The sequence below is a fragment of the Segatella copri genome (assembly GCF_015074785.1).
GTDB lineage: Bacteria > Bacteroidota > Bacteroidia > Bacteroidales > Bacteroidaceae > Prevotella.
Genome location: NZ_CP042464.1, coordinates 651,498 through 670,906 on the forward strand (window position 1 = coordinate 651,498; position 19,409 = coordinate 670,906).

25 protein-coding genes are annotated in these 19,409 nt (G+C 44.2%); 12 read left to right on the plus strand and 13 right to left on the minus strand.

Features of this window, described 5'->3' with window-relative positions:
- The first annotated feature begins 392 nt into the window (after positions 1–392).
- From FO447_RS02715 to FO447_RS16175, 5 genes are all read left to right on the plus strand, one after another.
- Complete coding sequence (locus tag FO447_RS02715; RefSeq protein ID WP_200757533.1) at positions 393–1,031, plus strand: HU family DNA-binding protein; 639 nt, start codon at positions 393–395, stop codon at positions 1,029–1,031.
- Between the two features lie 77 nt (positions 1,032–1,108).
- Positions 1,109–1,447, plus strand: a complete 339-nt coding sequence (locus tag FO447_RS02720; protein ID WP_118079100.1) for a nucleotidyltransferase domain-containing protein — start codon at positions 1,109–1,111, stop codon at positions 1,445–1,447.
- Positions 1,441–1,839 (plus strand): HEPN domain-containing protein, encoded by a 399-nt coding sequence (locus tag FO447_RS02725; protein WP_118079099.1) that lies wholly within the window; start codon positions 1,441–1,443, stop codon positions 1,837–1,839. The genes FO447_RS02720 and FO447_RS02725 overlap by 7 nt, the downstream gene beginning before the upstream one ends.
- 29 nt (positions 1,840–1,868) lie before the next feature.
- On the plus strand, positions 1,869–2,003 hold the full coding sequence (locus tag FO447_RS16170) for a hypothetical protein (RefSeq protein WP_262893223.1): 135 nt from the start codon (positions 1,869–1,871) through the stop codon (positions 2,001–2,003).
- Positions 2,004–2,033: 30 nt separating this feature from the next.
- The gene (locus FO447_RS16175) at positions 2,034–2,159 is read left to right on the plus strand and encodes a hypothetical protein (RefSeq protein ID WP_256614020.1); all 126 of its coding nucleotides are present in this window, start codon (positions 2,034–2,036) and stop codon (positions 2,157–2,159) included.
- A gap of 338 nt (positions 2,160–2,497) precedes the next feature.
- On the opposite strand, the gene FO447_RS02730 is transcribed toward FO447_RS16175, so the two are convergent.
- The 10 genes from FO447_RS02730 to pheS form a co-directional block, all read right to left on the minus strand.
- Positions 2,498–2,671: a hypothetical protein gene (locus tag FO447_RS02730; protein ID WP_200757535.1), complete on the minus strand. Its 174-nt coding sequence runs from the start codon at positions 2,669–2,671 to the stop codon at positions 2,498–2,500.
- Positions 2,656–2,820 carry a hypothetical protein gene (locus FO447_RS02735; RefSeq protein ID WP_182429538.1) on the minus strand — a complete coding sequence of 55 codons (165 nt, stop codon included), beginning with the start codon at positions 2,818–2,820 and terminating at the stop codon, positions 2,656–2,658. The genes FO447_RS02730 and FO447_RS02735 overlap by 16 nt, the downstream gene beginning before the upstream one ends.
- Positions 2,821–2,891: 71 nt before the next feature.
- Positions 2,892–3,257, minus strand: coding sequence for a hypothetical protein (locus FO447_RS02740; RefSeq protein WP_200757537.1), 366 nt, complete (start codon positions 3,255–3,257; stop codon positions 2,892–2,894).
- Between the two features lie 20 nt (positions 3,258–3,277).
- Positions 3,278–4,087, minus strand: coding sequence for a HesA/MoeB/ThiF family protein (locus FO447_RS02745; RefSeq protein WP_200757539.1), 810 nt, complete (start codon positions 4,085–4,087; stop codon positions 3,278–3,280).
- Between the two features lie 186 nt (positions 4,088–4,273).
- Positions 4,274–4,699, minus strand: a complete 426-nt coding sequence (locus FO447_RS02750; RefSeq protein WP_022120280.1) for a biotin/lipoyl-containing protein — start codon at positions 4,697–4,699, stop codon at positions 4,274–4,276.
- 10 nt (positions 4,700–4,709) lie between these two features.
- Complete coding sequence (locus tag FO447_RS02755; RefSeq protein WP_176425588.1) at positions 4,710–4,859, minus strand: hypothetical protein; 150 nt, start codon at positions 4,857–4,859, stop codon at positions 4,710–4,712.
- Between the two features lie 119 nt (positions 4,860–4,978).
- A complete protein-coding gene (locus tag FO447_RS02760) occupies positions 4,979–6,544 on the minus strand; it encodes an acyl-CoA carboxylase subunit beta (protein WP_118311229.1) in 1,566 nt (521 codons plus the stop codon).
- A gap of 177 nt (positions 6,545–6,721) precedes the next feature.
- Positions 6,722–9,133, minus strand: coding sequence for a TonB-dependent receptor (locus tag FO447_RS02765; protein WP_200757541.1), 2,412 nt, complete (start codon positions 9,131–9,133; stop codon positions 6,722–6,724).
- 809 nt (positions 9,134–9,942) lie between these two features.
- Complete coding sequence (locus FO447_RS02770) at positions 9,943–10,494, minus strand: DUF3332 domain-containing protein (protein ID WP_371833717.1); 552 nt, start codon at positions 10,492–10,494, stop codon at positions 9,943–9,945.
- 32 nt (positions 10,495–10,526) lie between these two features.
- Positions 10,527–11,567, minus strand: a complete 1,041-nt coding sequence (gene pheS, locus FO447_RS02775) for a phenylalanine--tRNA ligase subunit alpha (protein WP_118065421.1) — start codon at positions 11,565–11,567, stop codon at positions 10,527–10,529.
- A 114-nt stretch (positions 11,568–11,681) separates the two neighbouring features.
- Between pheS and FO447_RS02780 the strand changes: the two genes are divergently transcribed.
- Genes FO447_RS02780 through FO447_RS02790 form a run of 3 tightly spaced genes read left to right on the plus strand, consistent with a single transcriptional unit; the run spans position 11,682 to position 14,444 of the window.
- The gene (locus FO447_RS02780) at positions 11,682–12,539 is read left to right on the plus strand and encodes a DUF4348 domain-containing protein (protein ID WP_200757543.1); all 858 of its coding nucleotides are present in this window, start codon (positions 11,682–11,684) and stop codon (positions 12,537–12,539) included.
- Between the two features lie 32 nt (positions 12,540–12,571).
- Complete coding sequence (gene murB / locus FO447_RS02785) at positions 12,572–13,627, plus strand: UDP-N-acetylmuramate dehydrogenase (RefSeq protein ID WP_200757545.1); 1,056 nt, start codon at positions 12,572–12,574, stop codon at positions 13,625–13,627.
- Between the two features lie 37 nt (positions 13,628–13,664).
- On the plus strand, positions 13,665–14,444 hold the full coding sequence (locus FO447_RS02790; RefSeq protein ID WP_200757547.1) for an MBL fold metallo-hydrolase: 780 nt from the start codon (positions 13,665–13,667) through the stop codon (positions 14,442–14,444).
- A gap of 255 nt (positions 14,445–14,699) precedes the next feature.
- Here FO447_RS02790 and FO447_RS02795 read toward each other — a convergent pair whose 3' ends face one another.
- From FO447_RS02795 to FO447_RS02805, 3 genes are read right to left on the minus strand one after another with little or no spacing between them, the layout of a single operon-like run.
- Positions 14,700–14,963 (minus strand): hypothetical protein, encoded by a 264-nt coding sequence (locus FO447_RS02795; RefSeq protein WP_118065427.1) that lies wholly within the window; start codon positions 14,961–14,963, stop codon positions 14,700–14,702.
- 15 nt (positions 14,964–14,978) lie between these two features.
- A complete protein-coding gene (locus FO447_RS02800) occupies positions 14,979–15,332 on the minus strand; it encodes a phage holin family protein (RefSeq protein ID WP_118065445.1) in 354 nt (117 codons plus the stop codon).
- A 15-nt stretch (positions 15,333–15,347) separates the two neighbouring features.
- Complete coding sequence (locus tag FO447_RS02805; RefSeq protein WP_006846877.1) at positions 15,348–15,560, minus strand: YtxH domain-containing protein; 213 nt, start codon at positions 15,558–15,560, stop codon at positions 15,348–15,350.
- 263 nt (positions 15,561–15,823) lie between these two features.
- Between FO447_RS02805 and FO447_RS02810 the strand changes: the two genes are divergently transcribed.
- The 4 genes from FO447_RS02810 to FO447_RS02825 all read left to right on the plus strand — a co-directional run bounded on the left by FO447_RS02810 (position 15,824) and on the right by FO447_RS02825 (position 19,385).
- Positions 15,824–16,309, plus strand: coding sequence for an SPOR domain-containing protein (locus tag FO447_RS02810; RefSeq protein ID WP_117692803.1), 486 nt, complete (start codon positions 15,824–15,826; stop codon positions 16,307–16,309).
- 36 nt (positions 16,310–16,345) lie between these two features.
- Positions 16,346–16,759: a Holliday junction resolvase RuvX gene (ruvX, locus tag FO447_RS02815; protein WP_006846875.1), complete on the plus strand. Its 414-nt coding sequence runs from the start codon at positions 16,346–16,348 to the stop codon at positions 16,757–16,759.
- Positions 16,759–17,316, plus strand: a complete 558-nt coding sequence (def, locus tag FO447_RS02820) for a peptide deformylase (RefSeq protein WP_117726972.1) — start codon at positions 16,759–16,761, stop codon at positions 17,314–17,316. The genes ruvX and def overlap by 1 nt, the downstream gene beginning before the upstream one ends.
- A 104-nt stretch (positions 17,317–17,420) precedes the next feature.
- A complete protein-coding gene (locus FO447_RS02825) occupies positions 17,421–19,385 on the plus strand; it encodes a tetratricopeptide repeat protein (RefSeq protein ID WP_200757549.1) in 1,965 nt (654 codons plus the stop codon).
- Positions 19,386–19,409: the final 24 nt, after the last annotated feature.

The window sequence follows — 19,409 nt, forward strand, 5'->3', positions numbered from 1 at the left end:
TGCAATCCTTTGACCTTTGGCTTACAATCTGACTACAAAGTTAACACAATTATTTGGGATACGCAAAGAAATAAGCTCAAAAAACGAAGAATTATGGCCGGAAAAGTAAAGATATTCAGGAAAAGTCTTGTTTTATATCTGATAAAGTTGTATCTTTGCAAGATAGAAATCTTCGTTCACCGACGTTGAACCGACATTCACCGACGCTGAACCGCCGTTCATCGACGCTGAACGGACATTCAGCGTCGGTGAACGGAGATTTCTCCTTGGATAAAATACTTTTCTTCCTAGGTTTGTGGTCTTTTCTTCTTAGGTATGATCATAAATACTGTAGGATGCAAAGGCTGCTGCAATAAGGAGTGATAAAAATCTTAATAAGAAAGGAAACTGATATGGCTAAGTACAAGTTGCAAGAGTTGAATGATTTGCGTGATGAAGGCAAGCGCAGAGTTTATCCCAAGATGGTGACCAACCGTACACTATCCCGAAAAGAGTTCGTCAAGATGATGCAGAACTACCATCGCGGTATTTCGGAAAGTACCACGGAGGCTGTATTGACCGATGTGGTTGATATGCTGACAGATATGCTCTCCATGGGGTACAACGTGAATCTGGAAGGTTTCGGCACCTTCTCCCTCTCCCTCGCTTTCGAGGATGAGAAGCCTAGGGAAATTCTGAATCCAGATGATAAGATGACGTACCGCAAGGTGGGAGTGAAGGACATCAACTTCAAGGCGTCCCCAGAGTTTATCAAGGAGGTGAAGCGTGAAACCGACCGTGACCTGGAGCGTGATATGGGTGGTGTAAAGGTGATTCGCAAGCAGCTCTATTCCAAGGAAGAGCGCATCGCCCGTGCCCTGGAGGTGATAGAGAAGTACGGAGTCCTCACCCTAGGCGATTATGCCTCCATCAACAACCTGAGCCGTACTGCCGCCTCTATGGAACTGAAGGAGCTGACAAATGACAAGACTTCGCCGATAGATTCACTAGGCCGCGGCAGTCATAAGGTTTGGGTGAAGAGAAAAGAATAAATGCAAATATCTCTCAGAATATTTGTTAGTTTCAATTCTTTTTCGTATTTTTGCGGTGTAATTAAAATGATAGTGTTATGACGACAATAACAAGGGAACATCTTGAAGATGAGGTACTCAAGTCGATTCAGAAGAAAGCGGAGTCGATTATGCCGAAAGATGCCAAGGTTATCCTTTTCGGGTCAAGGGCTAGAAGGGATGCTAAAGCAGATTCCGACTGGGACATCCTTGTGCTTCTGAACAAGGATAAGATAGATGAGCAGGATCATGATAATTACACCTATCCTCTTTGGGAATTGGGATGGCAAATCAATCAGATGATTCACCCGATAGTGTATTCGATGAAGGATTGGCAGAGCAAAAAGGGCAGTCCTTTTTATAATAATGTAGAAGAGGAAGGGGTGATGCTATGCTAGAGGGCCAACAACGTAGAGATCTTGTACACTACAGGATAGAAAAAGCTTATAAGAGTTTTGATGAGGCTAAGGGCGTGGCAAAATTGAAGTATTGGAATTTGACGGGAAATCGTTTGTATTATACTGTATTCCATATGGCTTCTGCTTTGTTACTTGACAAGGGCTTTACTGCAAAGACTCATGCCGGTGTAATACATTTAGTTGGAGAGAAATTTATTGCCACAGGTTTGTTGGATCGCACTTATGGAAAGTTGTTCTCTCGTCTATATGAACTTCGGCAGTCTGGTGATTATGATGATACCTTTGATGCTACAGAAGAAGAGGTCTTGCCGTATTTTGAGAAAGTAGAGAATTTTATCAAAGATATGGAAGCGTTGATTACTCATAAGTAACATGTGTAAATATTTAAAATGATAGTATTATGACGACAGATAGCCGTTATTTTGCGCAAAAAGCAATAGATGCCGCAAATGAATTGTGGGATAAGGGCTTGATAGATGAAGAAACTATTGAGCAATGGAAGCATGAGCATATGAGAACGCCTTATTCTGAATAAATGTATCAAACTTAATTGTTTAATCGTATTATGAATGCAACATTACAAAAGAAAAAGTTACAATCAGAGTTAGATAAGGCTATTCTCAATGTAAAGGAGGGGAATGTCAAGAACTTCGATACATTGGAGGATATGATGAACTATCTGGAAGCTTAGACATGAGTATAAAATGCCTGGTTAAGAAGTAAATCATTGAACTTTTGCATGTGGTTCAAGCACGGGCTGAAGGCCCAAAAGCTCCTAGCCCAAGGCAACACCCTGGGTATTAAGGCGTTGTCCCCTTGCGCCCTGTAAGGGCAAAAGCCTTGAATATATGCTGCTTTATAACCAATTTTATTTGGGATTTGCAAGATGAATGCTTGCTAGGAGTAAAAATATTATACGAAGCTTTTGCCCTTACAGGGCGCATTGTTGACTGCGAGTGTACCCAGGGCGTTGCCCTGGGCTAAGAGCTTTTGGGCTTTCAGCCCGTTATTGAGCCACCTGTAAATGTTCTATTTTATGCTAGACCTTTCAAGTATTGTGCGCATAGCATGATAGCGAGGATCTTTTTTGATGTCTCGCTTGGGACTAATATCATATTTGCGCTCTGTTTCGTCTGCCATTTCTTGGAAACGACGAGCCGCCTCACCATAGAGTGCTGGTATTGCTTTTATTGGATAAGCCATAATCCTTCTGCCTTTAATTCTTCTATAAATTCTTCAAAATCTGTAGCCTTGCCTGTCCTTTCGTATTCCGCTTCAATGGCTTCAATCCTAGCCACGGCTTCTTCTTCATTAGCCGGATGCCAGCCAATTGGATATCTTTTCTCCTTCATAAGCTCTTTCCTTTATAGTTTTCCATAGTCGATAACAGTCTTTAATTCCTTTTTGAAATAAAGTGTTAATCTTATGCTAGCCATGGATATTGTGCAATTAGTTCTTTTTCAAATTCTTCTGCATCAATATATTGCCCATTCTCATACTCCGCCTCAATAGCTTCAATCCTAGCCACGGCTTCTTCTTCATTAGCCGGATGCCAGCCAATAGGATATCTTTTCTCTTTCATAAGCTTGCGTATTTTATCTGCTGCAAATTTACGATTATTATCTGAATCATGCAAGAAAAATGGGAGAAATGTTTTATAAAGTATCTTATAATCAAGGTCTTGTTCTTTGTTGGGCTTGGGGACGGTTCTGAAAAAAAAAGTCACAATACCTAGCTGATAGAGCTGGGTATTGTGACTTAACTTTTTTATTATACAAATAATAATCATTACTAAATAATCATTAAATATTAGTGGTGCTTCAAATCGCAGGCAGCTTGCTCGTAATCGATGAGATGATCGATGGTAGGGTGGTCGCCACAGATTTCGCAGGATGCACGCTTCTTTACCTTGATATTGCGGAAGTTCATCGTCTTGGCATCAAAGGTGAGCAATCGGTCGGTGAGCAGTTCGCCTACACCGAGGAAGTACTTCAACGCCTCGGCAGCCTGGATGGTTCCGAGCATACCAGCTATGGCTCCAAGGACTCCTGCCTGGCTACTGGTAGGAACAGCGCCTGCTGGAGGTGGCTCCTTGAAGAAACAACGGTAACAAGCCGTGCCTGGAAGATGGGTGAAGGTCTGCCCCTGGAATCTCAGGATGCCGCCATGCGAGAATGCCTTGCCCAGTCGCACACAGGCGTCATTGATGAGGAACTTCACCGGGAAGTTGTCGGTGCAATCAATGACGAAATCCCATGGCTTGATGATTTCCTCGGCATTGTCTGAGGCGAGGAAGGTATGGTAGGTTTTTACCTCCACATCAGGATTGATGGCAATCATCTTCTTCTTGGCGCTTTCCACCTTAGGGGTGTTCAAGTCCTTGGTCTGGTGAATGACTTGTCGTTGCAGGTTGCTGAGGTCAACCACATCGGCATCCACGATACCGATATGTCCCACGCCAGCCGCAGCGAGGTAGAGGGCAACTGGGGAACCCAATCCTCCGGCACCAATGATGAGCACCTTGGCATTGAGGAGCTTTTCCTGCCCCTCGAGGCCTACATCCTGAAGGAGGATGTGGCGGCTGTATCTTTCTATCTGTTCTTCTGTTAAATCTATCATTTTATTGTACTTTATGTCTTTTTTCTTTAGTAAAAAAATTACTTTGTATAGCAGTTTATGCTCATACAGCAGTATAGAAAAAGGTCGCAAACAATTAACAGCTTGCGACCTTTGATATTCTTTATAAGAACCCGAATTATAATCCCGAATCTGGACGTATAATTCTCTAATTCTCAAATTCTTGATTTACTCGATAACTACGAGTGCATCCTCTTCGAGCACAGCCTGACCAGGCTTAACGCAGATAGCGGTTACCTTACCATCCTTCTCAGCCTCGATGTTGTTCTGCATCTTCATAGCCTCGAGAACGACAACTGTATCGCCTGCCTTTACCTCCTGACCAACAGCTACCTCGATGCTGGTGATAGTACCAGGGAGAGGAGCCTTTACAGCATTGGCTGTATTTACGTTGGCAGCTGGAGTAGCCTCAGCATCATCAGATGCAGCAGCTGGCTGACCGAGCACAACCTTCTTCTTCTCTGGCTCAGCCTCCTGTTCCATCTCAACCTTGTAAGCTTCGCCATTTACGTTCACGCTTGCGATGTTACCCTCAACAGCGTCAATCTGAACCTTGTATTCTTTTCCGTCAATTGTATATTTAAACTCTTTCATTTCTATTACATTATGGTTTAGCTGTTAAACTCAAGAACTTGGCGTTCCACATCGTCTGACGTGGCTTGATAGTGATGATGCCAGGCTCCTTGTCGTGTACGTTATTGCCCTGGTACTCATAGAGTGCCATGGCAATCGCAGCATAAATATTCTTATCCATTCGTTTTTACTTTAATTTTGAGTGTTGATTGTTGAGTGTTGAATTAGGCTTGCGCCCTTCTGTTATGTTGAGTCTGTATATAACTCAACATTCTACACTCAACATTCAACATTTCTATATTACATTGGCATACAGCCATGCTTCTTAGCTGGCAAGCTCTGACGCTTGGTAGCGAGCTGAGCCAAACCACGGCAGATGCGGAAACGGGTGTTACGTGGCTCGATAACGTCATCGATGTAACCATACTGAGCTGCCTGATATGGATTAGCAAACTTGTCAGTATACTCCTGCTCCTTCTCAGCCAGGAATGCCTTTACATCCTCGCCAGCTTCCTTCTTAGCCTTAGCTTCCTTACCACAGAGAACGGCAACGGCACCGCTGGCACCCATTACGGCAATCTCTGAAGATGGCCAAGCGAAGTTCAAATCAGCACGCAACTGCTTGCAACCCATCACGATGTGGCTACCACCATAGCTCTTACGCAATGTGATAGTAATCTTTGGCACGGTAGCCTCGCCGTAAGCGTAGAGCAACTGTGCACCGTGGAGGATGACAGCGTTGTACTCCTGACCTGTACCTGGCAAGAATCCTGGTACGTCTACGAGAGATACGATAGGAATATTGAAGGCATCGCAGAAACGAACGAAGCGGGCTGCCTTGCGGCTAGCGTTTACATCGAGTACACCAGCATAAGCTGATGGCTGGTTAGCTACGATACCCACACTCTGACCATTGAAGCGGGCGAAACCAGTGATGATGTTCTTGGCGAACTTAGGCTGAACCTCGAAGAACTCTCCGTTATCGGTTACAGCACCGATTACCTTGTACATATCGTATGCCTGGTTAGGATCCTCAGGGATAATCTCATTCAAGGTGTCATCCATGCGGTCGATAGGGTCTGTGCACTCTACGCGTGGAGCCTCTTCTGTATTGTTGCTAGGGATGTAAGAGAGCAGGCTCTTGATCATCTCGATAGCCTCTTCCTCAGTCTTAGCAGCGAAGTGGGTTACACCACTCTTGGTTGCGTGAACTGATGCACCACCGAGGTGCTCTGCATCGATATCCTCACCTGTTACGGTCTTTACAACCTTAGGACCTGTCAGGAACATGTAAGAAGTCTGCTCCTTCATGATGATGAAGTCGGTCAAGGCTGGAGAGTAAACGGCACCACCGGCGCAAGGGCCCATGATAGCAGAAATCTGTGGGATGACACCAGAAGCGAGGATGTTGCGCTCGAAGATCTCACCGTAACCAGCGAGGGCGCAGATACCTTCCTGAATGCGGGCACCACCAGAGTCGTTCATGCAGATAACAGGTGCACCCATAGTCATAGCCATATCCATTACCTTGCAGATCTTCTGTGCCATAGTCTCAGAGAGTGAACCGCCATTTACGGTGAAGTCCTGAGCATATACGTAAACCAGACGGCCGGCTATAGTAGCACTACCCGCTACCACACCATCACCGAGGTACTGCTTCTTCTCCATGCCAAAGTTAGTGCAACGATGCAACTTGAACATATCATACTCCTCGAAACTGCCGGCATCTACCAACATTTCGATACGCTCACGAGCGGTATATTTGCCACGTGCATGCTGCTTCTCGATGGCCTTCTCGCCACCGCCAAGACGAGCCTGTTCGCGCTTAGCGATCAGCTCCTTAATCTTTTCTACTTGTTTGCTCATAATTGATTATTATGTATTATTTCTTTATTCTTTATAGAATGTTTTCCTGAATCCATGGGATGAGCGGACGAACCGTCATCGCATAATTCGGGCGCAAAGATACGAAAAAAACCGCAGATAGCGAACTATCTACGGTTAAATATTTAGAATAATGTGAAAAATCACTATTATTTGGTCCTAAAATTCCAAAAGAATGCGGGCATTGAGCTGTCTGCCGGTAAGATAATTAGGTACGGCGTATTGCTGGCTGGTTACATCAGTCACCCAGTAATAGCTGTTTACGTTGTCTATGCCGAAGAGGTTGAGACAATCTACCCCCAGCATCACATTCTTCAGGAAGGTCTTCTTCTCACGGCGGCTGTTGTCGAGCAGCTGATAACTCATACCGATATCTGCACGGCGATAGGCGGTGGCACGGAAACTGTTGGTCTCCAGCTCTCTGTGGGGTGCTGCAAAAGGAAGACCATCGGCAAAGGCGAGTTTCAAAGACATGCGCCATTTCTTGCTGCCCGGGAAATAATCGGTGAAGAAGAGGTTTACGGCATAACGCTGGTCGGTAGGCAAAGGGATGCTCTTGCCACCCAGTTTCATCTTTGTATCCATGAGCGAAAGACTGAGCCAGGAATCTGTACCCGGAACAAATTCTCCGTAGAGTTTGAAGTCGAGTCCTGCCGCATGACCGCTGCATTCGTTCTGTCCGTAATAAACTACCTTCACGTTACTTACAGAATAAGGAACCAGATTGCTCAAAGCCTTGTAATAGGCTTCGGCAGAGAATTTATAGCGTTGGTCTCCTATCTTGAACCTATAGTCGTAGCCGGCGATGAAGTGGATGCTTCGCTGACTCTTGATTTTCTCGTTCAGCGATGCGATGGTTATGCCGTTCACCGTAGATGTATCTCTCAATTCCTTGAAGAATGGAGCCTGATAATACAGACCTGCCGCAAAACGGAGTGTGGTATTCTCGTGGTTGGCTGGTATGATGGCGAGCGACAGACGAGGACTCACGATGGTTTCTCTGTTGAAGTTCCAATGACTCATTCTGATACCATAGTTCAGAGTGTAATGTGTCTGTCCCTTACCGGTACTGTCGGCTGTTCCTCCCGAAAAACGGTAGGTGTCCTGGATGTAAGCTTCCATTCGGTTGGCATTCAGTTCGTTGCGAGCCTTCAGTGAATAAACCATATAGAGGTCTTTGCCATTGTGAGGAATACTGTATCCTGCAGAATCGCGCATCTCATATTCTACAGAATTCTCCTCGATATGTTCACGCTTCAGACTTACTGCGGCTTCCATCTGATGTTTCTTCACCTTGTGTTTGAGCATCAGTTTGGCACTCATCACGCGAGCCGTAAGATAGTTTCGGGCATGTTCGAAATAGGTACCTACTCCCAGGTTTTCTGAAGTCTCGGTTTCGTCGAGCCAGTATTGTCCCTGAATGTCATATTTCTCCTGTTCCTTGGTATAGAAAGCACTGCCCAGAAGCGAGAGACTGGTGTTGGCTGTAAACTGTCGGGTAATGCCGAGTGTACCGAAGTAGGTGAGGAAACGGTCTTTCTCCTGACCGTCAAAATATACTCTGAAGCTCTTTACGTTTTCCATTGTTCCGAACTTCGTTTCTCGGTCTTCCGGTTCGAAGTTGTAGTGATTATCAGAGATGTAGCCTATGAAGTCAAGCTTCCAGCGTTTGTTGGGCTGGTAACTCAGATAGGTCTGATAGTCCAGATAGTTTGGCTTGTATTCGCCTTTGGTTTCCATCGAACCGAGCAGGTAAGAGGTGGTTTTGTAGCGCACGCTGTTGAGGCATGAAAGTTTCTGGGTTCCCAGACCGATGTATGCGTCAGCACCCAGCAGACTGGCAGCCAGGCTGCCTTCAACCACCGGTTTCTTGCTTTTTGCTTTCAGGGTTTTGTAGGTGATGTCGAGAGCCGAACTCATCTTGTCTCCGTATTTGGCAGCATATCCTCCGGTTGAGAAACCGATTTTATCTACCATATAAGGGCTGATGACGGAGAGGCCTTCCTGCTGTCCGCTGCGAACCAGGAATGGGCGGAATACTTCTACGTTGTTGATGTATACGGAGTTCTCATCGAAGGCTCCGCCACGTACATTGTATTGCGAAGAGAGTTCGTTATGGGTACTCACGCCAGCCTGTTGCTGAACCAGACTTTCCACCCCATTTCCGTTGGCAGATGGCGTCATCTTCATGTCCTTAGTCTTCAGTTCCTGTGTCTGGTCCGACTGTATTTTTTCTCCCTTGATATTCACCTCATCGAGGGTGGTGGATGCTTCGCGAAGTACCACCTGCAGGGTTTGTTTTCCTCGCGGTCTTCTCAGTATTTTTGTTTTTGTTTTGAAGCCGATATATGAGAATTTGACTACCACGCTGTCTGCTGAATGCAGTTTGAGGCTATAGTCTCCCTTGAGCGAAGTAACGGCAGTCTTTCCCTGGCTAGCCACCGAAACGATGGCAAACTCCAGTGGCTGGTTGTTCTCGTCTACCACTTTGCCGTGAAGGGTAAACTCCTGCGCCATCATCTTAATGGTTGCGATGAGGCATATTGTGAGTATCAATAATCTATTTTTCATACTTTTATTAACGAGAAAAACTAAAAAATATTGTAGATGGTTGCAAGTTTTGATGAATGTCACTGGTTGTAATGCATTTGCGTCAGCCCGATTTGGCAGTCATGACGAGACCATATCTGCATCAACCTTTATGATTGATGCTGCAAAGATACATTCTTTTCTGTTTCATAGCTATGCGATTTGTGACAATTGTGTGGATTCGGGAAATAAAGTTGGCGAAAATTATATTTTTATGCCTTATCTTGAAATTCGAAGAAATATTTCCGAAGAATAGAAAATTATCTCCGAAGGATAAAATAATATCTCCGATAAATAGGAAAATATCTCCGAAGGATAAAATGATATTTCCGAAAGAGAATTGTCTCCTGATTATGTATCCCGGCACAGATTGCTGCAGATGATTTTCTGTTGTATGCAGAACAGGATTTTGATGTGATTTTTGTGAGGTGAAGGTGAAGGGTGTATTTTTAATCTTTATATTATATTCTTTATTTTAGGTTTTTCCCGATTTTTGACCCTAGGGTCTTTTTTCGGTTTTTACCCTAACCCTTCACGCGTATATATAAAAAGGAGTTTTCAAACCTTCACCCTTCACCTTTTTGGCGATTCTTTTGATGGTCAGAGAGTTACGAGTGAAGGGTGGTGAAGGTACTTTCTTGTTTTATATTAAACACTTTTTTACATTTGGCCATTCTAAGGAGAGTTTGGTTGGGAACGGAGAACTATGAACTTGCTTCGGAAAAGAGAAAGGGGAGCATAAAAAAGCCCGATAAAAGAGACTTTTATCGGGCTGAAATTGTTATGATTATTTACTTATTGAATGCATAGAACAAACCATCATTCATAGCCATGCGAACCTGGTATAAACCATTGGCATCTGCTGGGACGTTGATCTTCTCGCCACTTGGCAAGCAAGCCTGGATGCTGCCATCCTCGTTGAAGCTGAAAAGCTCACGGATATCGCCATCCTTGCTGTATGACCAACTCTTGTGCTTCTTGTCGAACACAAAGTATGATTTCTCACCATCTGGGTCGGTAATCTCGTAGCCATTCTTCAATGTCTTGATGGCATACATGCGACCATCCTTACCCATTACGTCCTTAGTAGTTCCTACCTGGCCAATCACCTTGTTGCCTGTCCAGAACTCGATAGAGTTGAGAACGAGAAGGTCTGCAAATGAACATACTGCGTAAGCTGGAGAGATAAGCACGAAGATAATCTCGTTTACAAACTTGTTGTCTGTTGCTCTCTTGTTCCAGTCAAGTACGGAATTTGTCAGGCCAAATGAGCCGATGCAAGAACTGAATGTCAAGGCGCCCAACAGGACTGCGATGACAGGTTTAGTTAAATTTTTCTTCATAGTCATAAATTAATTTATATGTTGAGAATCTTTTACTTCGCAGACTCAAACTCGCGCAAGAAACGAGTATCGTTCTCAGAGAAGAGACGAAGGTCGCTCACGCGATATTTCAAGTTGGTGATACGCTCAACGCCCATACCGAAGGCATAACCCGTATAGACATTGCTGTCGATACCGCAAGCCTCAAGATCATGAGGGTCAACCATACCGCAACCTAAAATCTCAACCCATCCGGTATGCTTGCAGAAGTTGCAACCCTTACCGCCACAGATGTTGCAGGAGATATCCATCTCGGCACTAGGTTCTGTGAATGGGAAGTAGCTAGGACGGAGACGAATCTTGGTATCTGCACCAAACATCTCACGGGCAAAGGTAAGGAGCACCTGCTTGAGGTCGGTGAAACTTACGTTCTTATCTACATAGAGACCTTCTACCTGATGGAAGAAACAGTGAGCGCGGGCGCTGATAGCCTCGTTACGGTAAACGCGGCCTGGGCAGAGCACACGGATAGGTGGCTCATGAGTTTCCATATAGTGAGCCTCGTCGCCAGAAGTATGGCTGCGGAGGAGCACATTCTTGGTAACATCGTCGCTGTTGGTCTTCTCTATAAAGAAGGTGTCCTGCATATCGCGGGCCGGGTGGTCGGCAGCAAAGTTGAGCATCGTAAATACGTGCTTGTCGTCATCTACCTCAGGACCCTGGAAAAGGGTAAAGCCCATGCGAGCGAAAATGTCGATAATCTGATTCTTCACTACGGTGAGTGGATGGCGGGTACCGAGTGCTACAGGGTAGGCGGTACGGGTCAAGTCGATATCATCGCTTGATGCCTCGGCTTCTTCCATCTGCTCCTTCAGTCCGTTGATCTTATCAAGGGCTGCGTTCTTCAGCTCGTTGATTTTTACACCAACCTCTTTCTTCTGGTCGGCTGGCACTGTGCGGAAGTCGGCCATAAGGGCGTTAATCTCGCCCTTCTTGCTCAGATACTTGATTCGAAGCTGCTCTACTTCTTCTGCGTTTTGGGCAGTCAAAGTGCTCACTTCTTTCAAGAGTTCGTCTATTTTTTCTAATAACATATCTATATTTTTATCTTTTTTGACTGCAAAGATAACATTTTTTGCTTAAAAGATGAAATAATTCAAAAGAAAGTTGTACTTTTGCATGGAAAATTTGAGAAATTTAATAGGTTTATGAAAAAACTCTGTTTATTAACGGTGTTAATGGCGGTGCTTACCATCGTTTGTTTCACGTCTGTGGGATGCACAGACAAGAAGCCTGCGCCTGCCATTGATTCGGCTTCATCTGATACGGTGATTGCCGACACCCAAGCGATGGACTCTACAGAACAGCTGATAGAGGAGACTCCGATGCCAAAGGCGGCTGACGAGCTTTTTGATGATTTCGTGTTTAATTTTGCAGCTAACAGAAAGTTGCAGAAAAGTCGTATTGTCTTCCCGCTGCCGGTATATCACGGTAAGAAACTGACCAAGAAGATAGAAAAAAAACATTGGAAGATGGAGCATTTCTTCATGCGCCAGGATTATTACACGCTGATTTTTGATAATCAGAAACAGATGAAACTGATGAAGGATACTACTATCGATCATGTAGTAATAGAAAAGGTGTTCTATAGTAGAAAGACAGTTCAGCAGTTTGTGTTTAATCGCATCAATGGTCAGTGGATGATGACTAGCATTTGCTACAAGTCTATGTATCAGAATAATAATGCCAGTTTCCTGAAGTTTTACGGCCATTTTGCTACAGATACCGCTTTCCAGGCTCGCCACCTCCATAATCCGGTGAAGTTTACCGGTCCTGATCCTGATGATGATTTCAGTACGATGACAGGCGATATAGAACCGGAAACATGGCCTGCCTTTGCGCCTCAACTGCCTCACGGCATGATTTACAATATAATCTATGGTCAGAAATATACCGAGAGCAACCAGAAAATCTTCGTGATTCGTGGTATTGCCAATGGTATGGAAACTTCTCTTACTTTCAAAAAGATTGGAGGAAAATGGGAACTGATCAAGCTGAATATGTAGCTTTTTAGTTAGTAGTAATAGTTTAACCAGATATGAAGGATATTCGTAACTATGGCCTTTTGGCTCACAATACATTCGGGATTGATGCTAAATGCAGCAGATTTCTAGAGTATGAATCGGTTGAGGAAGCCCGACAGATAGTGGGCTTGCTGACAGAGGCTGATCAGCCACTGCTCATTTTGGGCGGTGGTAGTAATCTCTTGCTGACCGGTGATTATGCAGGTACAGTACTCCATTCGGCTATTATGGGTATTGAGGTTCTAGACAACAAGACTTTGGCAGCTGCAGAGGGGAATGATGCTTTGTGCAATCCGGATTGGGTATTCCTTTCCTGTGGTAGTGGTGAGGTGTTTGATGATGTGGTAGCTTATGCCGTAGAGCATGGTTATCATGGAGCGGAGAATCTGAGTATTATTCCGGGTGAAGTAGGTGCCAGTGCGGTTCAGAATATCGGTGCCTATGGTGTGGAAGCTAAGGATATTATATATAAGGTGGAAGCGGTTGAGATAGCTACGGGCAGAGTAGTGGTGTTTGATAATGCTGACTGCGAGTATAGTTACCGTCAGAGTAAATTTAAGCATGAGTGGAAGGATAAGTATCTGGTAACGCATGTGATTTACCGTTTGCAGAAGACCTTCCGTCCGGATCTGGATTATGGTAATATCCGTTCTGCGCTCGAGGCTAAGCGTATTGCTGAGCCTACAGCCCAGCAGCTTCGTGATGTCATCATAGAAATTAGAGAGGCAAAATTGCCTGATCCTAAGGTGTTGGGTAATGCAGGCAGTTTCTTTATGAATCCTATTGTAGAGAAGGCTAAGTACGAAGAACTGGCTGCTCTTTATCCGGGTATGCCTCATTATACAATCGATGAATCTCATGAAAAGATTCCGGCTGGCTGGATGATTGATCAGTGTGGCTGGAAGGGAAAGAGTCTGGGACGGGCCGGTGTACATGATAAGCAGGCACTGGTGCTAGTGAATCGTGGCGGCGCTACGGGCGAGGAAATCGTAAAACTCTGTGAGACCATCCAGGAGGATGTGAAGCAGAAGTTTGGTATAGAGATTCATCCGGAGGTGAATGTGAAGTGAAGAATTCGTTTGTTTTCAGAAAAATATTTGATAATTAATGAAGGTAACTTTATTAGGTACAGGCACATCGGGCGGTGTTCCTTCGCTGGGGTGTAACTGTGACGTGTGCCGAAGTACGGATCCGCATGATAAAAGATTGCGCAGTGCAGCAATGATAGAAACGGAGAATACCCGTATTCTGATAGATGCCGGACCTGATATCCGACAGCAGTTGTTGCGTGTGCCTTTCAGAAAGATAGATGGCGTCCTGGTTACGCATATCCATTACGACCATGTTGGTGGTATTGATGATTTGCGCCCTTTCTGTATCTTTGGTGATATCAATATCTATGGCGATGAAATCGTTACTGCGGGGCTGCCTCATACGATGCCTTACTGCTTTCCGGAGAATGCAGAAAAACTCTATCCGGGAGCTCCTAAACTCAAATTGCATACCATTCATCCGCATGAGCATTATCAGATAGGGGATATTGAGTTTGTTCCTATCCGTGTGATGCACGATAAGATGCCTATTCTCGGCTATCGGTTTGGTAAGTTTGCCTATATTACTGATATGAAATCTATGGGTGATGAAGAGTATGCTTATTTGGATGGTGTGGAAACACTCGTAATTAACGCACTCAGATTTGAGAAAACACATCACAGCCATCAGCTTGTATCTGATGCTATTGAGGTGTCGCGCAGGATAGGAGCAAAACATACTTATTTTATCCATGTGACTCATCAGATAGGTTTTCACGATGAGGCGAATAAAAGGCTGCCCGAAGGCTTTGAATTTGGCTTCGATGGAATGGAGATATATGTAGAAAATAGATGAGCTTTTGCTAAAAAAGGTTTAAAAACAGGTTGGTAAAAGTTAATTAAATTAAAATAATAGGTCTTTTGCTAAGAAAAATTTGCAAGTATCATAGATTATTTCTATATTTGCATGTGTGTTTTTCATAGTATTAGATTTAAGGTTAACAAGGTATTGGGGTCGCAGCGGCGACCCTTTTTTGTTTTTATCCCCTTTTGGTGACTAAAAAATACCTTTTTCCAAGGCATCTTTCCTTTCTCCAAAACGGTATATGGTTCATCTCTTCCGAGGTTTGAATCTCCGGTAAAGTTTCCAAGCCAACAGTGCACCGTCGAATGCTCCTGCTCCCACCTGCAGCAAACTCTGCAGTCGCTTGCTAGGACTCGCATTGCGTGACAGGATTTCAGGTTTTGTGAAAAGCGAGTTCCATAAAGTCTGAATCTTGGCATCATCGGCATCAATTTCCTTGCGTATCGTCTCTTTTTTGAGTCGGATATCGTTTAAGGAATTATATTCTGTGATTTCTGAATGATTTGTCATGTTGCGAAAAGGAGGTTATTTTTCCATTAAGAGGCTTGCCAGAAATCTGACCAATGGTCTCTCGATCCACTTATGGCGGAAAATTACAAATAATATTAATATAAATAGGTATACTGCAGCAACAATGCAGAATCCGAAAGTCAGACTACCTATTAAGTCTGCCAATGCAAAAGCAGCGCCAAAGGATAGGTAAATGAGGGTAAGCGTAAGTAAGCCCAGAAGTACCACCGTCATGGTGATGACTGTAAGCAGGCGTACCACCTTATCCACAACATCGAGCTTCAGATATTCGCTCTGAAGCCCGATGTAATGTTTAAGCACCTCAATGAGCTGCCCGATAGTTTCTACATTTTTATCGTTAGAGAACATCATGATAGGTGATGATTAAACCTCAGGAGCTGCGTCCTTGATATCGTCAACCAGATCATCAACGTCCTTACGGCTCAACTTGATGTCGTGCTTCTTGCAGAAATCGTCTACTGCACCTGCAATCTTACTACGTGTATCCTCACCCTTCTCAGGAGCGAAAATCAAACCGAGTGCTGTACCAGCGATAGCACCGCCGAGGAAAGCACCAATGTAACCTAATGTTTTCATATGCTATAAATTTTAAACGTTAAACGATTATCTTCTTGTCATTTTCATTTGACAATGCAAATATACTAAATTCTCTTTAAAAAACAAGCCTTTTAGCCTTAATTTTTCATTAAAAATGTTTTAATAGCCTTATTTAACAAACTTTAGGCGGCATATTCTTCGTTTTTCGGGCATTTTTTTGTATTTTCGCAGAGTAAAAAACGCATAACGCGAAATTTATATTGAATGAACAACAATAATAAACAATAAAACGAATAAGAATTATGAAGAAAATTACAGTATTAAGCATGGGTATGTGCGCAGTTTTGGCGCTCGCAAGTTGTGGTACATCTAAGGAAAGTGCATACAAGAAGGCATATGAGAAGGCTCAGCAGCAGGAACAGCAGGCAGCTCAGGCTCCTGTTGCTCAGGAACCAGTTGTAGCTCCTCTCGAGACTCAGGCTCCTTCTGATGAGCAGACAGAGGTTGATAATGCTACTGTTCGTTCTGAGGATGTTTCTCTCGTCTCTGGTTCTGGCTTGTCAAGCTATAGCGTAGTAGTTGGTTCTTTCTCTCTCAAGGCTAACGCTGAGGGATTGGCTAGTACATTGAAGAGCGCTGGCTACGATGCTCAGATCGCCCTGAACACAGAGCGTAACATGTATCGCGTGGTAGCTTCTACATTTGCTGATAAGGCTGCTGCTGTCAAGAGCCGCAATCAGCTTCGCGCTGGTAAGTATCCTGATGCTTGGTTACTCCTTAAGAAGTAATCTGATATTATATAAGGATAAGATATCCGTAGATTAATGCGAATTTTATCTATAGATTACGGTAAAAAACGTACCGGACTGGCTGTGACCGACCCATTGCAGATTATTGCCAATGGGTTGGCCACAGTTTCTACACATGAACTTTTCACTTATATCGAAACTTATATTCAGAAAGAACAGGTGGAGCGTATTGTTATCGGAAAACCGATGCAACCTAACGGGCAGCCAAGTGAAAACCTGGCAAGAGTAGAAAACTTCTACAACCGTTGGCGAAAGGCTCATCCTGAAATTCCAATTGAATATTATGACGAGAGATTTACATCAGTCCTGGCACATAGAGCCATGATAGATGGAGGTGTAAAGAAGAAAGTGAGAAAAGAAAATAAAGGATTGGTAGACGAGATAAGTGCTACCATCATATTACAGGATTATTTGCAATCAAGAAGATAATGATTTTACCGATTTATATTTATGGTCAGCCAGTGCTGAGAAAAGTGGCTGAAGATATTACACCTGATTATCCAGATCTCAAGGTGTTGATTAATAATATGTATGAAACCCTTGATTCCAGCAACGGCATCGGACTGGCTGCACCTCAGATTGGCTTGCCTATCCGCCTCGTTGTTATCGACCTGGATGTGCTCAGCGAGGATTACCCTGAGTATAAAGGATTCCGTCATGCTTTCATCAATGCCCATATCCTAGAGCGCGATGAGGAAAATACCGACTCTTCTGAAGAGGGATGTCTTTCTATTCCTGGTATCAATGAGAAGGTGGTTCGTCCTACACGCATCCATGTAAAGTATATGGATGAGGATTTTAATGAACATGATGAGTGGATAGGGGGATATCTGGCTCGCGTGATGCAGCATGAATTCGACCATTTGGAGGGTACGATGTTTGTTGACCGTGTGTCTCCTCTTCGCAAGAACATGATAGCAGGAAAGCTCAAGAGTATCATCAAGGGCAATTTCCGTGCTGCCTATCGTACTAAGATACGTCGATAGTTCTTCCGAAAATATAGTAAGCTTCATGGTAATCGTGACGATTGGGCTTACTATATTTTTTTATTCTACATTCAATAGGTTTTATTTCAGAGAGTTACGAACAGATGAAGAAGATTCTCTTAGTTCTTTTTATGGTAATGGGCGCCATGTCGACTTCTGCCCAATATCGTGTAGACCGACTTGTTACGGCCGGTCGGAGTGCATTGTATTATGAGGATTTCGTCCTTTCAATCAAGTATTTTAATCTGGCTATCGGTGCCAAGCCTTATCTGTATGAGCCTTGGTATTACCGCAGTGTGGCAAAATTTAATCTGGATGACTTTACGGGTGCCGAAAGTGATGCCAGCGAGGCGTTGCATCTCAATCCCTATATCAATGATATTTATGACTTGAGAGCCATCTGTCGCATCAGACAAAACAGGTTTGATGATGCGATAGCTGACTATAATGAGGCTATCAGACTGGAACCGCGCAACCGAAATTACTGGTTCAACCGTGCTATCTGCCAGATGGAAAACAAAAAGTATGAGGCGGCGCAACAGGAACTGGATACCATCGTGGAAAAATGGAAAGACTGGTCGAATGCTTATTCGCTCAAGGCTGAAGTGTATCTGCATCAGAAAGATACCGTGCAGGCTGAGAAATGGCTAGACAAGAGTCTGCAGCTCAATCCGTATGATGGGGATGCCTGGACTACGCGTGCCTATATGGCGCTGGCTAGAAAGGAATGGAAAACGGCTGATGAGGCGCTGACCAAGAGTCTGCATTTCAAACCTAACAATGTGAACAGTTACATTAACCGTGCTTTGGCGCGTATCAATCTGAATAACCTCAGGGGGGCGATGAGTGATTATGACAATGCCCTTGAGCTGGATCCGAACAATTTCCTGGCTCATTATAATAGAGGACTGATGCGTGTACAGTTGGGTGATGATAACCGTGCTATCACCGATTTCGACTTCATTATCAAGATGGAACCCCAGAACTTCATGGCTATCTTCAACCGAGCTCTATTGCATGACAAGACCGGTAATCTGAGAGCAGCCATCAGGGATTATACTATGGTTATCAACCAGTTCCCTAACTTCTGGACCGGTTTGTCTAACCGTGCCAGCTGTTACCGACGCCTGGGTATGACAGCCAAGGCAGAGATGGATGAATTCCGTATCTTCAAGGCGCAGATGAACAAGCATATCGGAATCCAGCCGAGATGGAGCGCAAAGACCAAGAAGGAGATGCGTAAGCGCTCTGAGGTTGACCCGAATAAGTTTGCTTCGTTGGTAGTAGATGACGAACCGAAGTATGAACACAACTATAAGAGCGAGTATCGTGGTAAGGTTCAGAACCGTCAGGTAGAAACCGCCTTCCTGCCGATGTATCAGCTCTCTTATTTCCCAAACAATCAGAATGTAAGTGGAGTTCAGGCTTATGACAAAGAGGTTGATGCGCTCAATCAGCATACCAAGGCAGACAAGGTTTATATCGTTTGCAGTAAGGAGCAGCTCGATGAGAATGGTTCTATGAAGATATTCTCGATGATTGATAAACTTTCGGCGGAGTTGAGTGTGGCGAGCGATAATGAAACCAGAAAACGTCTCCTGATGCGCAGGGCCATCGCTCATAGTGTACTTCGTGATTTTGAGGCTGCCATCGGTGATTTCACCTATTATATCTCGCTCGATGACAAGAACTCTTTGGCTTACTGGCAGCGTGCTGTCTGCCAGGCTGAGATGGATGAATTTAACAAGGCTGAGGGCAAGGGTGTTCTGAACATCCATTCTGCTGAGGCTGATTTCAGTGATGCCATCCGCCTGAACAGTAACAATGCTTACATCTATTATAATAGAGGTAATCTTCATGCAGGCAGAAACGAACTTTCAAAGGCAATAGATGATTATACCATTGCCTTGAGAATTGATAACCGCCTTGCAGAGGCTTATTATAATAGAGGTATAGCACGAGCCAAGAGTGGCAATAAGCAGACTGCCATCCAGGATCTTTCAAAGGCAGGAGAACTTGGTTTGTATGATGCTTATTCTGTAATCAAGCGCTTGAATAAGTCGAAATAAAAAAATCCCGCAGAGAAAATCTGC

Excerpts from the sequence above, each read along its gene's own strand:
- FO447_RS02715 (WP_200757533.1), top strand. The coding sequence starts at position 393 with ATGGCTAAGTACAAGTTGCAAGAGTTGAATGATTTGCGTGATGAAGGC.
- FO447_RS02720 (WP_118079100.1), top strand. The coding sequence starts at position 1,109 with ATGACGACAATAACAAGGGAACATCTTGAAGATGAGGTACTCAAGTCG.
- FO447_RS02725 (WP_118079099.1), top strand. The coding sequence starts at position 1,441 with ATGCTAGAGGGCCAACAACGTAGAGATCTTGTACACTACAGGATAGAA.
- FO447_RS16170 (WP_262893223.1), top strand. The coding sequence starts at position 1,869 with ATGACGACAGATAGCCGTTATTTTGCGCAAAAAGCAATAGATGCCGCA.
- FO447_RS16175 (WP_256614020.1), top strand. The coding sequence starts at position 2,034 with ATGAATGCAACATTACAAAAGAAAAAGTTACAATCAGAGTTAGATAAG.
- FO447_RS02730 (WP_200757535.1), bottom strand. The coding sequence starts at position 2,671 with ATGGCTTATCCAATAAAAGCAATACCAGCACTCTATGGTGAGGCGGCT.
- FO447_RS02735 (WP_182429538.1), bottom strand. The coding sequence starts at position 2,820 with ATGAAGGAGAAAAGATATCCAATTGGCTGGCATCCGGCTAATGAAGAA.
- FO447_RS02740 (WP_200757537.1), bottom strand. The coding sequence starts at position 3,257 with ATGATTATTATTTGTATAATAAAAAAGTTAAGTCACAATACCCAGCTC.
- FO447_RS02745 (WP_200757539.1), bottom strand. The coding sequence starts at position 4,087 with ATGATAGATTTAACAGAAGAACAGATAGAAAGATACAGCCGCCACATC.
- FO447_RS02750 (WP_022120280.1), bottom strand. The coding sequence starts at position 4,699 with ATGAAAGAGTTTAAATATACAATTGACGGAAAAGAATACAAGGTTCAG.
- FO447_RS02755 (WP_176425588.1), bottom strand. The coding sequence starts at position 4,859 with ATGGATAAGAATATTTATGCTGCGATTGCCATGGCACTCTATGAGTAC.
- FO447_RS02760 (WP_118311229.1), bottom strand. The coding sequence starts at position 6,544 with ATGAGCAAACAAGTAGAAAAGATTAAGGAGCTGATCGCTAAGCGCGAA.
- FO447_RS02765 (WP_200757541.1), bottom strand. The coding sequence starts at position 9,133 with ATGAAAAATAGATTATTGATACTCACAATATGCCTCATCGCAACCATT.
- FO447_RS02770 (WP_371833717.1), bottom strand. The coding sequence starts at position 10,494 with ATGAAGAAAAATTTAACTAAACCTGTCATCGCAGTCCTGTTGGGCGCC.
- pheS (WP_118065421.1), bottom strand. The coding sequence starts at position 11,567 with ATGTTATTAGAAAAAATAGACGAACTCTTGAAAGAAGTGAGCACTTTG.
- FO447_RS02780 (WP_200757543.1), top strand. The coding sequence starts at position 11,682 with ATGAAAAAACTCTGTTTATTAACGGTGTTAATGGCGGTGCTTACCATC.
- murB (WP_200757545.1), top strand. The coding sequence starts at position 12,572 with ATGAAGGATATTCGTAACTATGGCCTTTTGGCTCACAATACATTCGGG.
- FO447_RS02790 (WP_200757547.1), top strand. The coding sequence starts at position 13,665 with ATGAAGGTAACTTTATTAGGTACAGGCACATCGGGCGGTGTTCCTTCG.
- FO447_RS02795 (WP_118065427.1), bottom strand. The coding sequence starts at position 14,963 with ATGACAAATCATTCAGAAATCACAGAATATAATTCCTTAAACGATATC.
- FO447_RS02800 (WP_118065445.1), bottom strand. The coding sequence starts at position 15,332 with ATGTTCTCTAACGATAAAAATGTAGAAACTATCGGGCAGCTCATTGAG.
- FO447_RS02805 (WP_006846877.1), bottom strand. The coding sequence starts at position 15,560 with ATGAAAACATTAGGTTACATTGGTGCTTTCCTCGGCGGTGCTATCGCT.
- FO447_RS02810 (WP_117692803.1), top strand. The coding sequence starts at position 15,824 with ATGAAGAAAATTACAGTATTAAGCATGGGTATGTGCGCAGTTTTGGCG.
- ruvX (WP_006846875.1), top strand. The coding sequence starts at position 16,346 with ATGCGAATTTTATCTATAGATTACGGTAAAAAACGTACCGGACTGGCT.
- def (WP_117726972.1), top strand. The coding sequence starts at position 16,759 with ATGATTTTACCGATTTATATTTATGGTCAGCCAGTGCTGAGAAAAGTG.
- FO447_RS02825 (WP_200757549.1), top strand. The coding sequence starts at position 17,421 with ATGAAGAAGATTCTCTTAGTTCTTTTTATGGTAATGGGCGCCATGTCG.